Origin of the sequence: Larkinella humicola (genome assembly GCF_008727875.1) — a bacterium.
Taxonomy (GTDB): Bacteria; Bacteroidota; Bacteroidia; order Cytophagales; family Spirosomataceae; genus Larkinella; species Larkinella humicola.
In genome coordinates, this window is sequence record NZ_VTWS01000001.1 from 1,092,529 (window position 1) to 1,107,786 (window position 15,258).

The following is a 15,258-nucleotide window of genomic DNA, read 5'->3' on the forward strand; positions in this document are numbered from 1 at the left end:
ACGCAGTTGAATCCGGACTCTAAAAGTCCCGTAACAACGTTCCCACCTTCTTGCGTTAATTAAAGTAACCGCTGAAATAAATGTTTATCAGCCCACTGCTTTAGCTGTGGGTAAAGTGAAATAAAACCGAGTCATTACGAAACCGTTTTAACGGTTTTGCCAGACCATGAAACCGTTAAAACGGTTCTGGTAGCAGGGGTTGCATCTCACTTTACCCACAGCTAAAGCAGTGGGCTATTGAGCCAAACCAGTAATTCGGCCGTCATTTGGTTTAAATCAATGAGACCGGGCCGTCGATACGGGAAACCAGGCGATTTGGCTCGATCCCGTAAGAATTGTATTTTAGCAACCCGACGTGTAAACGGTTCGTGAACTAAAGAACAGCCTTTGAAATCGCTTCTCCTGATTTTTTTCTTTCTGATTCCTAGCATTATCGTAGCCCAGCCACCGGGCGGGCAGGCTGGTTTCGCTTTTCTAAACGTTCCGACCCACGCCCGCGTGGCCGCACTGGGCGGGCTGGCGGCATCGAATACCCAACCGGGGGTTCTGTTTTTACTTCAAAATCCGGCTTTGCTCGATTCGTCGGGTCGCAACCAACTGGCCATGACTTTTGTCCCCTATTTCGCCGACACCCGGTTTATCACACTGCAATACGGTTTACCCATCAAAACCACAGGCCAGTGGGCGGCCGGTTTGCAGTATTTAACCTATGGCACGTTCGACCAGTCGGATTTGCTGGGCAACCCAACCGGAACCTTCACGTCCAGTGATTACGCCCTGAGCCTGACCCACGCCCGGACGGAAGGCAATTTCACCCTCGGCGCAACGCTCAAAGCCGTTGGTTCATCCATCGAAACCTACTCGGCGTTTGCGGTTTTGTTCGACGTGGGTGGAACGTGGCGTCACCCCAAAAAAGAACTCATTTTTGGGGTCGTGGCTAAAAATGCCGGTTTTCGACTAAAAAATTACTTCCCCGGACAATCGCCGGATTTACCGTTCGATTTACAAGCCGGTGTGACGGTAAAACCGGAGCATTTGCCCATTCGCGCAACCTTGACGGCCCACCATCTCCACCAGTTCGACATCGTTTACAACGACCCGGCCCTGAATGTAACCTATGATCTGAACGGCAATCCGGTTCAGCAGAAAACCGCCCTGCCCGAAAAAATCCTGCGGCATCTGGCCGTGGGGCTGGAGTTTCTGATCCACCGGAATGTCAACCTGCTGGCGGGCTACAGTCATATGCGCCGGCAGGAAGCGAAGTTGGCGACGGGTTCGGGAGCCGCCGGGTTGTCGTTCGGCATTGCGGTTCAGGCCAAAGGGTTTCAGTTGACCTATGCCCGCGCCCTGGCAACGCCGACGGTGGGTGGTAGCAGCCATTTGTCGTTTTCGATTAACTTAAATCGAATAATGGCAAAAAAATGACCAAATCCCGGTACAAATTGCAGTTTCCTACGTTTCTTTGCAAGAACAGAGGGCATGGGATACCGGGCAAAGGGCAATGAACAATCGACATCCTTTACCCCGTACCCCATGCCCTCTGCATCATGCAACTACCTTACGAATGACGACACAGGAACTGAAAGATTTAACCCCCCGGCAGATTGTTGCGGAACTGGATCAATACATCATTGGTCAGCACGATGCGAAACGGTATGTTTCCATTGCCCTCCGCAACCGCTGGCGACGCATGAACAGCACGCCCGAAATGCAGCAGGAAATTACACCCAATAATATCCTGATGATTGGGGCCACGGGCGTTGGCAAAACCGAGATTGCCCGTCGGCTGGCCAAAATTGCCGATGCGCCGTTTACCAAAGTTGAAGCCTCGAAATTTACCGAAGTGGGTTACGTGGGCCGCGATGTCGAGAGCATGGTGCGCGACCTGGTCGAGCAGTCGGTCAGCATGGTGAAAGCCGCCAAAAAAGAACAGGTGAAAACCCGTGCGCTGCAAATTGTCGAAGACATGATCCTCGACATTCTGATTCCGCCCATCAAACAACCGTCCGGTTTTATGCTGGACGAGCCGAGTGATAAAAATGACGTTCCCGACACGGACGCTGAACTGAACGAGCGGACGCGTGAACGGTTCCGCGAAAAAATCCGCAAAGGTGAGATGGACGAGCGGAAAATCGAGATCGACGTACAGCAAAATGCGGCCCCCAACATCGGCATGATCGGCGGTACGGTGGATGAACTGTCGATGATGAACATCCAGGAAATGATTGGGGGCATGATGCCCCGGCGCGGCAAAAAACGCAAGGTAACCATTGCCGAAGCCAAGAAAATCATGCTGGAGGAAGAAGCCGCCAAGCTCATCGACATGGACGAAGTGAAGGACGAAGCCATCCGCAAAGCCGAAAATACCGGGATCATTTTCATCGACGAAATCGACAAAATTGCCACCAGCCGGGGCAGCGGTTCGGGCGGACCGGACGTGAGCCGCGAGGGCGTACAGCGCGACATGCTGCCGATTGTGGAAGGAACAACCGTCAATACCAAATACGGCAGCATCAACACCGACCACATCCTATTCGTGGCCGCCGGGGCATTTCACGTTTCAAAACCGTCGGACCTGATTCCGGAGTTACAGGGGCGTTTCCCGATTCGGGTGGAGTTGCAAAGTTTGTCGGAGGATGATTTTTTCCAGATTCTGAAGGCTCCGAAAAATGCGTTGACGAAGCAATACGTCGCCATGATGGAATCGGAGCAGGTCGAGCTGACCTTCGACGAAGATTCGCTGCGCGAAATTGCCCGGATCGCGTTTCAGGTCAATTCCGAAGTCGAAAACATCGGTGCCCGCCGTCTCCAAACCGTCATGAGCCATTTGCTGAACGATTTCATGTTCGACATTCCGGACGTCATTGGCGCCGGTTCTAAAGTAGTCATTACGAAAGAAATGGTTTCGGATAAACTGAACGAGCTGGTGAAAAACCGGGATTTGAGCCAGTTTATTTTGTAAGTTCGACAGCGTTATACAAACCGCCATTCTCAGTACAACTCGTGGGGATGGCGGTTTTCCCGTTTACGCCGGGGTGAGAGCAAACAATTCATTCACACGGATCGAAAAATCGGGTAATACCGGGGCGGCTGAATAGACATCACTTTCCAGGCAAATGGGGACGTCTTTGCGGGATGTGTAGACGTAGACGACCTCAGATTCCGGAAAGATGTTCCAGACCACCTGCACACCTGCTTTGAAGTATTCGGCAATTTTTTCTTCAATTCGATACGCCTGGTCTGTTTCAGACAGCACCTCGACGACAAAAGCCGGGATTACATCTTCGCCTTGCCGACCGCGTTGTATTTGTTCTTTTGTAAAATAAGCAATATCAGGCCGACGCATTTGGAGAGCAGTAAGCATGACGTCAGGTATTGTGATGAGAATTCCGGTTTTGTAATAATCTCTTTCTTAAAAAAGTTTATTCAGGACATTGTATACAAAATATTGTGTTTTCGATAAACCAGAGAATCGGATCATTTCCCCCTCTTTCCATTCATATTTATACCCATCGACGGGTTCCCACGTCAGGAATTCATCGAATGTCTGAGGAAATGCCGGAGCCGTAGTTTGTTGCATGGCGATTTTCATTTGAGCCAATGTAATCAAAACGCCAAAAATCCGCCCGGCCTTTTTTACTTTTGTTCATACAACATCACACCCATCTTTCCACAGGCCCAGCTTCCGCGATGAAAACCGATCGATTAACGCTTGTTTCACTCGGTTATCTCTATATTCCGGTTTGCCTGTTTTTACTCTTCTGGATTATTCCCCTGATCGCCCTTCCCTTATCGGTTCTGCTTGCACTAGGCGTATGGCAATTTGTCCGCCAACCGGTTCCTCCAGCCGAAGCACCGGCACCTTTTTCCCGAACCGAGTGGCTGATTCTGGCAGTGGGTGCCTTGTTGTGGACGTTGGTGAGCGGTATCGGAGCCTTCGTGCCGCAGTATGGCGATTACGACAAACACAATCTGCTTTTCCACGACCTCATCACCCGCCCGTGGCCGGTTTTGTACCAGAATCCGCGTCTCCACGATCCGTTTTTGTGTTACTACCTCGCCTATTACCTGCCCACCGCAGCGATTGCCAAATTCGCTCATCTGTCGTTTCAATCGGCGGAATGGATTTCTTTCCTGTGGGGCTGGCTGGGCGTACTCCTGGCGTTTAGCTGGGCGGCCCGGTTGAGCAAACCGTTCAGGACCTGGATTGCCGTGGGATTGCCGTTTCTGTCCGGCGTCGAGGTGGCTTTTCGGCTGGTCTGGTCGTTATTCATTGATTTTAACTGGGATGCTGCCCGCTGGCTCACTGCTGTTTTTACCAACCAGATTCCGGGCTACACCCGCTACGAAACACCCCGGCTGGCGTTCAGCAACCACAACTGGGCGCAGAGTCTCGACCCCGCTCCCCTCGTCATGCAGCTACAGGCGGTTCCGCAACATGCCCTCGGCGGCTGGATTGCCGTGGGTCTGATCGTTTATTGGCAACGCCGGAATGCCTCGCCCGTCGCGCTGGCTTTTGTCGTTGCGGCCACTCTGTTGTGGTCGCCATTTGTTAGCATTGGTCTGGGTGTGTGGCTGCTGTTTACGCAACGCAACGTGTTTACGATTTCGGCCTGGTGGCAACCGGTTTTTCTGGGCAATTGTCTGGCAATGGGCGTGCTTCTTGGCTTCTTTTACCAGGCCCATGAGCCGATCCCATACGCCGGTTTTCTGGTCGAAGCTTTCGACCAACCCGCCGATGTGCTTTTGTACGTTTTGTTCTGGGGATTACAATACTGGGTGGGCATCTTCCTGTTCCGCAGGTATAACCGGCAAACGAACGAAAACACGGTTTGGGTAAAAGTGGCTTTCACAGCCGTCCTCACCATTCAACTACTCAGTCTAATCTACATGGGTCGCTGGAACGACTTCCAAAACCGCACGATGATTCCGGCGCAATTCGTTTACTACCTGGGTCTTGCCAACGGATTCATGCACTGGTACCGGTCGTCAAAACGAACCGTGGCCGGTTGGGTCTTGGCGACCTGGGTCATGATCGGGCTGTATGTGCCGCTGCGGGTTCTGGCTTACAAAGTCTGGTCGATTCACGTTCCGCAACCCATCAACCGTTCAATGGCTAACGCTACTACCAATTTCGGGGAAGCCGATATGAGCCGGATGAAACCGCACGAAGCCATCGATGCCGACACTGATTATGCCCTTCAGTATGTCGGCAAACGGGAGTCGTTTTTTTACCGCTATTTGCTCCGAAAGTAACGGGTTAGCGCTTTCTGCCGAAGCGTTTCCAGTAGCCCCCCTCCTGCGGGGGAAAGTAACAATCGGTCGGATTTTTGGGTCCCCGGCGAAAGAGCGGAATGGTGGCCCCGGCATAAAAATTCGCTCCCCGCGGGTTGCCGATGTTGGCCAGTCCGCCCAGGTGATCGGTGCCGGCAAATACGGGGCCCGCCCGCAGCGCCAGACCAATCGTGGGCATCGAATAATTGTCCTGCAAAGCCACCGGCATTGACACCTCGGCCCAGCGGCTCTCCCAGCGCGGAACCACGGCAACCATCGACGGCGTGATGAGCGCGACGGCGTTGGAGGGCACCAGACTCTGCGTCCACAAAAGACCGACGTAGAGGTTGTTTTTCACCTGATAATCGGCACTGACATTCAGGGCAGTTGGCAATCCGGAGCGGTATGAGGTCGTCTTTTCCATCAGCGGAAGCATCAGCGTATTCACAATCCGCTCGTTGATGGCATCGGGCGATTTGATGCCCTGGAACGTGGTATTGGTGATCAGTTTGTTGGTTACCGACACCTGGTACAGATTGACCATTTCCGGGTTTTTAAACCGGATGCCCCCCAGGTCGACCAGGGAAGCCGAGATGCGGTAGAGGTATTTATTTTTGGTCGGATCCCGACGGATTTCCCCCTTTTCCCGGTACGTATACCGGCGGAAGTTAGGACGGTATTCGTAGGTCATTCCGAGGTCGAAACCCCAGCCCCCACCGGCGGATTGTTTCCCGAAAAGCCAGCCTGGCGAAAAACCCGCCCGCTGAAAGGCAAGCTCGCTGGTGTAGCCATAGACGCCATCGAACTTGCGGATGCGCAGGGCCTGAAAACCGGAAAGATTGGGATCCCGAACAATCTGGTGCGTACCGTCGTCGACCCGAACGTGGGCATTGTAAAATCCTACTTCCCGTTTGACGGTCACCCCCGCTTTCAGAAACTGGTCGTCGTTGTCGAAAATAACCGCTCCGAACGTAGCGGCCAGTTCGCCATAGCCGTTGATGTTGGCCATGCCGTGCTGGTTTTCGTTTAGTACCCGCTGAAGCTCCACAATCTGCGTACCGTATAACATCAGCCGGGCAGTGGCCTCCGAGGTGTTCCGGTAGGTGACGGCCGTTCTGGCCCGCGTCGACAGGGCAATGCCAAACCGGTCGTTCAGGGTGATGAGCGCCGATGGCCCCCGAATTTCGCCCCCAACCGACAACCGTTTATCGCGGCCATTCAACTGCTCTTTGAGGTATCCGGTTCGGCCCAGGCTCTTCCCGCGTTCACTCCGGTACTGAGTCGGAATTTGCCCGGTTACGTAGCCCACCACCGAAAAAGGGGCTACCCAGCGCACCTGGTTTGTGGAAGCATACAGATCGACGGAGGCCAGATTCAGGTAAAACCGGTATCGGGAATCGGCAGCCTCCGACGGATGGCGATAGATGGATTGGGTTCCGCCGTAATTGCTGTTGGCTATTCCCATCAGGTATTGGCTACTGCCCGGAACCGAAATTCCCAGAATTGCCAACGTTGCGAGTAGTCGACCGTATCTCTCTCTCATTCAACTAGTAATAGACATGATTCAAACTTTTTATGCGTTGTTGAGCCTTTAAAGATACAGGATGTTTACGGAAATGAAGAGACAGTTACTGAACGGTAAATCCAAAATCGATTCACCGAAATAAATAATAAACTATCTCCTTCCAACGCCAACCATATATAATTTTGTATATTATTGCAATTTTAAGGGTTTATTCGCCAAAATCACCAGCCCACCTATGCAATTTCAATCGCAGTCACAAGGAAACCAAACACAGTCGCAAGCCCAGGGGAATTCTTTCTCATTTACTGACTATCAGACGGATAATTTTTTTGATGAAATGTTTACGGCCGACGGCCAGGTTCGCTCCGGCTACGAACAGTTTAAACAGCGGGTGGAGCAGTTGAGTCGTGAAGATGTCATTTCCCGTCAGCATGCCGCCGAACGGGCGCTGATGTCGATGGGGATTACTTTCAACGTCTATTCGGAAGGCGAAGGAACCGAACGGATCATGCCCATCGACATCATTCCGCGCGTGATTCCGTCGGAAGAATGGAACCGGGTGGAACGCGGGTTGATTCAGCGCATTCAGGCAATTAACATGTTCATCCATGACGTTTACAACGATCAGCACATTCTGAACGACAACGTGGTGCCGCGCGACCTGATTGAGTCGAGTAAGTGTTTTCTCCCGGCCTGCATGGGCCTCAAACCGCCGAAAGACATCTGGTGCCACATTACCGGAACCGACCTGATTCGGGGCGAAGACGGGGAGTTTATGGTGCTGGAGGATAATCTGCGCTGTCCGTCGGGCGTGTCGTACATGCTCGAAAACCGCGAGTTGTCGAAGCAGACGTTTCCCGAAGTGCTGGCCCGCACGGGCGTTCGGCCGGTTTCCGATTATCCGACCCGCCTGCTGCAATTGCTGCAACACATTGCCGACCGGCCCGATCCTACGGTGGTGGTGCTCACCCCCGGTATTTATAATTCCGCGTATTTCGAGCATTCGTACCTGGCTCAGCAAATGGGCGTTGAACTGGTCGACTCCCGCGATCTGGTCGTTTCGGGCGGTTACGTCAAGATGCGCACCACCAAGGGTTTCCAGACGGTGGATGTGATTTACCGCCGGATCGACGATACGTTCCTGGACCCGCACGTTTTCAATCCGGAATCGCTGATTGGCATACCGGGCATCTTCGAAGTGTACAAGAAAGGACGGGTGGCGCTGGCCAATGCACCCGGCACGGGCGTGGCTGATGACAAGGTGATTTACGCGTATGTGCCACGCATCATCAAATACTACCTGGGCGAAGAAGCCATCATTCCGAATGTGAAAACCTACATTTGCCGGGAGGAGGAAGATTGCAAATACGTCATGGAAAACATCGAACAACTGGTGGTGAAAGAAGCCAACGAGGCCGGTGGCTACGGCATGTTGATAGGACCGAAAGCGACGAAAGCCGACCACAAACTGTTCCGGAAAAAGATCAAGGAAAACCCCCGCAACTACATTGCCCAGCCGACGATTTCGCTTTCCCGCGTTCCGACCATCGTCGGCGACCACACGGAAGGCCGCCACGTCGATTTCCGACCCTACATCCTCTACGGAGACGGCATCAATGTGATTCCCGGCGGACTGACCCGTGTGGCCCTGCGCAAAGGTTCGCTGGTGGTCAACTCGTCGCAGGGCGGGGGTGGAAAGGATACGTGGGTGTTGTATTAGACCCGTATAAACCGGTAAGCGTTGTACGGTAAGAATGCGGGGTTTACGGACAATTACGTCAGCTAACTCATCACTCTTACCGCATAACTCTTACCTTTGCATGCTGTATGCAAGCACCTACGACGCCCGCTCTCTCTATCATTCTGGTTAATTACAAAACCCCGCATCTCATTGTCGATTGCCTTCATTCGGTTGAAAAACACACTTCCGGACTCACCTACGAGGTTCTGGTCGTCAACAATGATCCGGACCCTTCCGGTCGGGCGGTTGTTTTGAATGCTTTTCCCAACACCCGCTGGATTGAAATGGGGTACAACGCCGGTTTCTCCCGCGCCAACAACCGGGGTATTACCGAGTCGGCCGGTCGCCTGGTGCTGCTGCTGAATTCGGATACGCTGTTGATCGACAACGTGCTGAAACGCTGTGCCGACCTGCTCGACAACCGCCCGGAAGTGGCTGCCGTTGGCCCCATGCAGATCACGCGCGACGGCCAGGTTCATACCGAAGCCTATGACGGTTTTTCCCAACTGCGCCGGTATTTTTACATTGTCCCCGGTTCCGGTTTTTTCAAAAAATTGCTACACCGTCTGCTGCCCGACAACCACTATACGGATCCCAACGAGGTGGACTGGCTCATCGGCTCGTTTATCATGACCCGCCGGGAAACGATTCAGAAAGCCGGGATGCTGGATGACAACTTTTTCATGTATGCCGAAGACGTGGAATGGTGTTACCGGCTGGGCAAACAGGGCAAAATGCTGCTCCTCCGCGATGCTTTCTACATTCACCTCGAATACGGCAGCAGCACCGATTATCAGGAACGGAAGGTGACGCACATCAACCGATTCAAACCGCAAATGCACGTTTCCAACCTGCTCTGGGTGCGGAAACAATACGGCGTAGGTGCTTACCTGCTCTTGATTCTGCACTACTTAACCCTAATCCCCGTGATTTTTGGCTGGAAAATCAGCGTTAACCTCCTCAAGTTGCGTCACCCTTTTTCGGAGTTGGAAAACCAGCGGGAATTTGCCCGGCACGTTGGTATTTTCCTGCGTTTTTTCTGGAAAACCCTCCTGAACCGAAAGGGATTTTATAAAATTTAAATGCCCTTCAATCGCTTGAAGGAGACTTTAGCCTTCCTTCGTGGTGGTGTTCAGGTGCCCTTCAGGGGATTTAAGGTGACAGCGATTCCATCGAATCCGTCAACTCCCAAACTTTATTGCTATAATTGTCCCCGGTGGCCGAAAACCGTATACACAACCCATGCAATTGTACGTTCTTGTAGGTATAGAAATTAATTGGTTATGAAAACATATTTCCTCACGTTTTTGTGGGTCTTGTTGCTGGGCATCCTGGCAATCTCTGAAACGCAGGCCACGCACTTACGGGCCGGCGAAATTACCACCCGCCGTATTTCCAGTACCTCCCTGACGTATGAAGTTACGATGACCACCTACCACGACGAAATCGGGGGACGAACGGCCAGTGACCAGCAGGACCCGTCTTATTTCTGTTTTGGGATTGGACAGGCCGTAGCGGTGAAACGGGCTAGTCGGATCGTCATCAACCGGGCCACGACGGCCAACACGTACGTCGCTACGTATACCTATCCGGGACCCGGCATCTACCGGATTACCTGTACGATTACCAACCGGAACGAAAACGTCCGCAACATCCCAACCTCCATTCAAACCAGTTTTCAGCTCCAGACCACCATCGTGGTCAATGCCGCCCTTGGTTTGAACAGCACCCCGGTTTTGCTGAATCCACCGTTGGATTCGGCCCGGGTGGGACAGAAATGGTGCCACAATCCGGCGGCTTTCGATGCCGATGGCGATAGTCTGGCGTACCGCCTGTATGTACCGTCCGGCAAAATTGCCGACGAACAAGGCAACTGTACGTTACGGTCGGTAGCCGGCTATTCAGATCCTACGTTGATTGGCGTCAATCGAATAAACGAGGCCGGCACGGGACCGGCGACCCTCACAGTCAATGCCATCACCGGCGACGTTTGCTGGGATGCTCCCGCCGAAATCGGCCAGTACAACATTGCTTTCATTGTGGAAGAATGGCGCGACGGTGTCAAAATCGGGGAAATTATCCGTGATATGCAGATTATCGTTACCGCATCGCCCAATAAACGACCAGCGATTGTGGTTCCCGCCGACATTTGCGTGGAAGCCGGAACCCTGATCCAACAAACGATCACGGCCACCGATCCCGACGGAAACCGGGTAGAATTGTCCGGGTATGGCGGGCCGTTCAATGTGGGCCCCGATGGTCGGCCATATCTGGCTCCCGATGGTCAAACCCGGATTAACATCATCGCCCCGGCTTTTGCCACATTCTCTCCGACAACGGCCCAGAATACCCCGGCTTCCGGCACCTTCCGCTGGCAGACCAACTGCGCCCACGTCCGGGCCGAACCGTACGATGTCATCTTCCGGGTGGTCGATTTACCCCGGGGAAGCGGGCAAACCCAGTTGGCCACCCTCGAATCGTTCCGGATCAAGATCTATGCGCCCAAACCGCAGGGGCTCACTGCCCGGCCAGCCGCCGATGCTGCCGGACGAGCCATCATACTCAATTGGGCCGCCTATGCCTGCGGGGTTTCTTCCCTGCCCTCCGGCACACAAATGGTCATCTACCGCAAGGAAGGCTGTGAGAATGTCGCTTTAGACCCGTGTATCAATCCGGGTTTGGCTCCCTCGACCGGTTATGTAGAAGTTGGTAAAGTTCCCATTAGCCAAACTACGTATACCGATAATAACAACAATCAGGGCCTGAAACGGGGAGTACAATACAGCTACCGGATTGTGGTCATGCTGCCATCACCAACCTACGGACAAAGCGTGGTTTCCGATCAGGTTTGTGTGAATTTACCCCAGCAGGTGCCGCTGATTACCCACGTCACCGTCGACAGTACGTTCGACACCCGGGGCGTCATCACCGTCCGCTGGACCCGCCCTCCCGGCATCAATCCCAACGACGGCACCGGCCCGTTCCAATACCGCCTGTTCCGGGCTGACGGCCTTACCGGCACCAACTTTACCCAGATTGCGGCCATTAGCACCACACTGCAACCCACGGTTGCGGATACGGTTTATACCGATCGTGGCATCAATACCGTAGCCAACGCCTACCGGTATCGCATTGAATTTTACTTCACCGATCCCGGTTCGGGTCAGTTGCAACGGCTCGATGTGACCGATAACGCCAGTTCGGTCCGGCTCACGGCGACTCCCGGCGTCAGACGCGTCCAGCTCAACTGGCAGGCCAATGTACCCTGGAGTAATGACAACAAACAACACCGGGTGTATCGCAGCAAAACCGGCCCAAACGGCCCATTCAACCTGGTGGCAGTCGTCCCCGTCACAACGGCCAATACGTATGCCTACCTCGACCAGGGAGCCGATACGTTCGCGGGCGATGGCGTTCAACCGGTCACCATGTCGGTGGATAGCAGCTATTGCTACCGGGTCGAAACCGTCGGGCAATATGCCGCCCCGCTCACAACGATTCTGCTGAACAATTTCTCGCAGGGCATTTGTGCGTCGCCGATCGACACCACCCGACCGTGCCCCCCCCGACTGGCCGTTGATACTCTCAATTGTTCCACGTTAACGCCGGAAGCGTTCTGTAATCAGACGACATTTGCCAATACCCTAACATGGCAAAACCCGACCACGGGCGATTGCGACCGCAACATTGTGAAATACCGCATTTACTACAGCCCGTGTGAAGGCCAGGATCTCGTCCTGATCGACTCCGTCAGTGCCCCTCAACTCACGTATCGCCATCAGAATCTGACCTCGTTTGCGGGCTGTTACGAAGTTCGGGCGGTAAGTCGGAGTGGTCGGGAAAGCGCGGCTTCCAACCGGGTTTGCAAGGACAATTGCCCGTATCTGATGATGCCAAATGTGTTTACGCCCAATGGCGACGGCAAAAATGACGTTTTTCAGCCCGCCCAATGCCCCCGGTTTGTCGAGTCGGCGGAATTGACGGTGGTCAACCGCTGGGGGGTCAAAGTCTACCAGAGCAACGACCTCTCCCTCCGCTGGAACGGCAAGAACAACCAGGGAAAAGACGTGCCGGGTGGCGTTTATCTGTATCAGGTGACCGTCAAATACAAGCGACTGAATTGTGCCGCCCCCGCCGAAATTGTCAAAGGCTGGGTTGAACTGTTGCGCGAATCAGGGGCAAATTAATGGCGGATTGAGGGTTGACGATTGACGGTTGACCATGGACGATTCCATGGTCAACCGTCAATCGTCAACCCTCTTTCATCTACACAAACTTTATGTGGTATTTCACCATTCGGAAGAACGATTTATCCAACCCGCAATACCAGTTGCTGCAACAGAAAGCGGTTTCGACGGAGGTTGAGCTTTTTAACGAACCGTATGAAAATCTCTGTTTGTTCGAAGTGGACGGGACAAACTACCGGCATTTTGTGGATGCCCTGGATTTGGAAGGGTTGGACTATGAGGTGGTCAGCGAGCGCCCCACCCGAACGCAATTACTGGATAAGTTGCGGTAAGCGGTTGGGGAGTCGCTTACCGCAGCACGTTTTGATTACCGCATGTTGTGGAAGACGTTCAGTACATCTTCATCTTCTTCGATCTTTTCCAGCAGTTTTTCCAGATCGGCGGATTCTTCCTCGGTCAGTTCCTTGGTATCGTTTGGAATGCGTTCGAATTCCGCTTGTTTGAGTTCATATCCCTTTTCTTCCAGGTGCTTCTGTATTGCCCCGAAAGCCGTGAATTCGCCGTAGATCACAATCTGCTCAGCTTCTTCGTCCAGTGAAATTTCGTCTGCGCCAAAGTCGATCATTTCCAGTTCCAGTTCATCCAGATCGATGGTACCGGCCGGAATGCGGAAGACGGATTTCCGGTCGAACATAAAGTCGAGCATCCCGGAAGTTCCGAGGGCACCCCCGCATTTGCTGAAGTAACTCCGCAGGTTGGCCACCGTCCGGTTGATGTTGTCCGTAGCGGTTTCTACCACGATGGCGATGCCGTGTGGGCCGTAGCCTTCGTAGGTGATTTCTTTATAATCTTCCTGTTCTTTCGAAACCGCCCGTTTGATCGCCCGATCGACGTTCTCTTTCGGCATGTTGGCGGCCCGGGCATTCTGGATGATGGCCCGTAGTCGTCCGTTCGTTGTCGGATCAGGGCCACCACTTTTCACGGCGAGGGCAATGTCTTTCCCAATTTTGGTGAAGGTTTTGGCCATCATCCCCCACCGCTTGAATTTTCTGGCTTTCCGGTATTCGTATGCGCGTCCCATCGTAAAGAGTGATGAGCTAAGAGTTAAGAGTTAAGAGTTGGCTGACGCATTAACTCTTAACTCTTAACTCTTAACTCTTAATTATTTTTAATGGTTATTTCTTCTTCAAAATCCACTTCTATCTGATTCCGTACCAGGTCTTCGAAGGTTTCGCGCCGGCGAATCAGGTGCGGTTTTCCGTCGTACACCAGCACTTCGGCGGGCCTGACCCGCGAGTTGTAGTTGGAACTCATGCTAAAACCGTAGGCTCCCGCATTTTTCAGGGCCAGCACATCGCCGGGGCGCACCTCGTTCAGCGAGCGATCCCAACCCAGCGTATCAGTTTCGCAAATGTATCCCACGATGCTGTACGTCTGTTTTTCGCCTGTCGGATTCGAAACATTGATAATTTCGTGGTAAGCATCGTACATCATCGGCCGGATCAGGTGATTCAATCCCGAATCGACGCCCACAAACGTCCGGTTAGGGTTCTCTTTCACGACGTTGACGTTTACCAGCAGCACACCGCTTTCACTCACCAAAAACTTACCGGGCTCAAAACACAGTTCGATTTCCCGCCCGTACTGCTGACAGAATTTCTGAAAAGCCGCCGTCACTTTCCGGCCCAGATCCACCACGTCCGTGCTGTGATCTCCTTCTTTGTAGGCCACCTTAAAACCGCTGCCAAAATCGAGGAACTGCAGATTGGGGTAGTCGTTGGCCAGCTCAAAAAGCACCTCCGCCCCTTTAAGAAACGCATCGGCATTTTTAAAATCCGAACCGGTATGAATGTGCAGTCCCACCACCGGAATGGCGTATTGCTCGACCAGAGCGCGAATCTGGCTCCGTTGTTCCATCGAAATGCCAAACTTGGAATCGGCGTGACCGGTCTGAATTTTGATGTTGCCCCCTTCCGCAATGTGGGGATTGATCCGGATGCCGACCGGTTTGCGGCTGCCGTACTGCTGCCCCATAAATTCCAGCAAGGGCAGGCTATCGACATTTAGCCGAACACCCAGCGCGAGCGCTTCCTGAATTTCGGCAAAGGAAACGCCACTCGGGGTATACATGATCTGTTCGGGATCAAAACCGGCCAGCAGCGCCATCCGGATTTCATTCACCGAAACCACTTCCACATCGATTCCCCGGCTGCGCATCAACTTTAGAATCGACACGTTGGTCAGTGCTTTAGCGGCATATTTAATCTTCAGATTGACGCCCTGAAAAGCGGCCTGAAGCGTGCCTATTCTTTCAATAATTTTGTCGGCATCATACACATACAAGGGAAGGCCAAACGATTCGGCCATCTCCAGAACGTCGATGCCCTGAACTTGATAACGGTTTTGATCGAGCTGCATACGCAGGGGTGTCTGCCAATTTTGAGGTGCAAATATAAACGATTTTACGCCATGTTTGGCAACGGTACCCGATCTCAATCCGGTTCGGAATCTACTTTTTCTGAAAATAAGAG

11 protein-coding genes are annotated in these 15,258 nt (G+C 53.1%); 7 read left to right on the plus strand and 4 right to left on the minus strand.

All coding sequences use genetic code 11. From position 1 onward, the window contains the following. Window positions 1-387: 387 nt before the first annotated feature. Together porQ and hslU are read left to right on the plus strand one after the other, a co-directional pair. Window positions 388-1,425 carry a type IX secretion system protein PorQ gene (gene porQ, locus F0P93_RS04660; protein WP_150875120.1) on the plus strand — a complete coding sequence of 346 codons (1,038 nt, stop codon included), beginning with the start codon at window positions 388-390 and terminating at the stop codon, window positions 1,423-1,425. Window positions 1,426-1,564: 139 nt separating this feature from the next. Further along, the gene (hslU, locus tag F0P93_RS04665; RefSeq protein ID WP_150875121.1) at window positions 1,565-2,962 is read left to right on the plus strand and encodes an ATP-dependent protease ATPase subunit HslU; all 1,398 of its coding nucleotides are present in this window, start codon (window positions 1,565-1,567) and stop codon (window positions 2,960-2,962) included. A gap of 63 nt (window positions 2,963-3,025) precedes the next feature. Here the strand turns inward: hslU and F0P93_RS31695 are convergent, their stop codons facing one another. Then, window positions 3,026-3,364 (minus strand): Uma2 family endonuclease, encoded by a 339-nt coding sequence (locus F0P93_RS31695; protein ID WP_225309374.1) that lies wholly within the window; start codon window positions 3,362-3,364, stop codon window positions 3,026-3,028. Between the two features lie 326 nt (window positions 3,365-3,690). Between F0P93_RS31695 and F0P93_RS04675 the strand changes: the two genes are divergently transcribed. After that, window positions 3,691-5,256, plus strand: a complete 1,566-nt coding sequence (locus tag F0P93_RS04675; protein ID WP_150875122.1) for a hypothetical protein — start codon at window positions 3,691-3,693, stop codon at window positions 5,254-5,256. 4 nt (window positions 5,257-5,260) lie between these two features. Here the strand turns inward: F0P93_RS04675 and F0P93_RS04680 are convergent, their stop codons facing one another. Beyond that, entirely contained in the window at window positions 5,261-6,817 is a 1,557-nt protein-coding gene (locus tag F0P93_RS04680) for a DUF5723 family protein (protein WP_150875123.1), read from the minus strand. Window positions 6,818-7,034: 217 nt separating this feature from the next. On the opposite strand from F0P93_RS04680, the gene F0P93_RS04685 reads away from it, so the two are divergent. The 4 genes from F0P93_RS04685 (at window position 7,035) to F0P93_RS04700 (ending at window position 13,059) form a co-directional block, all read left to right on the plus strand. Continuing rightward, on the plus strand, window positions 7,035-8,519 hold the full coding sequence (locus tag F0P93_RS04685) for a circularly permuted type 2 ATP-grasp protein (RefSeq protein WP_138990435.1): 1,485 nt from the start codon (window positions 7,035-7,037) through the stop codon (window positions 8,517-8,519). Between the two features lie 107 nt (window positions 8,520-8,626). Further along, the gene (locus tag F0P93_RS04690) at window positions 8,627-9,622 is read left to right on the plus strand and encodes a glycosyltransferase family 2 protein (RefSeq protein ID WP_150875124.1); all 996 of its coding nucleotides are present in this window, start codon (window positions 8,627-8,629) and stop codon (window positions 9,620-9,622) included. A 201-nt stretch (window positions 9,623-9,823) separates the two neighbouring features. Next, the gene (locus F0P93_RS04695) at window positions 9,824-12,727 is read left to right on the plus strand and encodes a T9SS type B sorting domain-containing protein (RefSeq protein ID WP_150875125.1); all 2,904 of its coding nucleotides are present in this window, start codon (window positions 9,824-9,826) and stop codon (window positions 12,725-12,727) included. 92 nt (window positions 12,728-12,819) lie between these two features. Continuing rightward, on the plus strand, window positions 12,820-13,059 hold the full coding sequence (locus F0P93_RS04700; RefSeq protein WP_150875126.1) for a hypothetical protein: 240 nt from the start codon (window positions 12,820-12,822) through the stop codon (window positions 13,057-13,059). Window positions 13,060-13,094: 35 nt separating this feature from the next. Here F0P93_RS04700 and F0P93_RS04705 read toward each other — a convergent pair whose 3' ends face one another. Continuing rightward, window positions 13,095-13,808 (minus strand): YebC/PmpR family DNA-binding transcriptional regulator, encoded by a 714-nt coding sequence (locus F0P93_RS04705; RefSeq protein ID WP_150875127.1) that lies wholly within the window; start codon window positions 13,806-13,808, stop codon window positions 13,095-13,097. A gap of 77 nt (window positions 13,809-13,885) precedes the next feature. Then, complete coding sequence (gene lysA, locus F0P93_RS04710; RefSeq protein WP_150875128.1) at window positions 13,886-15,145, minus strand: diaminopimelate decarboxylase; 1,260 nt, start codon at window positions 15,143-15,145, stop codon at window positions 13,886-13,888. Between the last annotated feature and the right edge of the window lie 113 nt (window positions 15,146-15,258).

Coding starts and splice junctions, on each gene's coding strand:
- hslU (WP_150875121.1), top strand. CDS start 1,565: ATGACGACACAGGAACTGAAAGATTTAACCCCCCGGCAGATTGTTGCG.
- F0P93_RS31695 (WP_225309374.1), bottom strand. CDS start 3,364: ATGCTTACTGCTCTCCAAATGCGTCGGCCTGATATTGCTTATTTTACA.
- F0P93_RS04675 (WP_150875122.1), top strand. CDS start 3,691: ATGAAAACCGATCGATTAACGCTTGTTTCACTCGGTTATCTCTATATT.
- F0P93_RS04680 (WP_150875123.1), bottom strand. CDS start 6,817: ATGAGAGAGAGATACGGTCGACTACTCGCAACGTTGGCAATTCTGGGA.
- F0P93_RS04685 (WP_138990435.1), top strand. CDS start 7,035: ATGCAATTTCAATCGCAGTCACAAGGAAACCAAACACAGTCGCAAGCC.
- F0P93_RS04690 (WP_150875124.1), top strand. CDS start 8,627: ATGCAAGCACCTACGACGCCCGCTCTCTCTATCATTCTGGTTAATTAC.
- F0P93_RS04695 (WP_150875125.1), top strand. CDS start 9,824: ATGAAAACATATTTCCTCACGTTTTTGTGGGTCTTGTTGCTGGGCATC.
- F0P93_RS04700 (WP_150875126.1), top strand. CDS start 12,820: ATGTGGTATTTCACCATTCGGAAGAACGATTTATCCAACCCGCAATAC.
- F0P93_RS04705 (WP_150875127.1), bottom strand. CDS start 13,808: ATGGGACGCGCATACGAATACCGGAAAGCCAGAAAATTCAAGCGGTGG.
- lysA (WP_150875128.1), bottom strand. CDS start 15,145: ATGCAGCTCGATCAAAACCGTTATCAAGTTCAGGGCATCGACGTTCTG.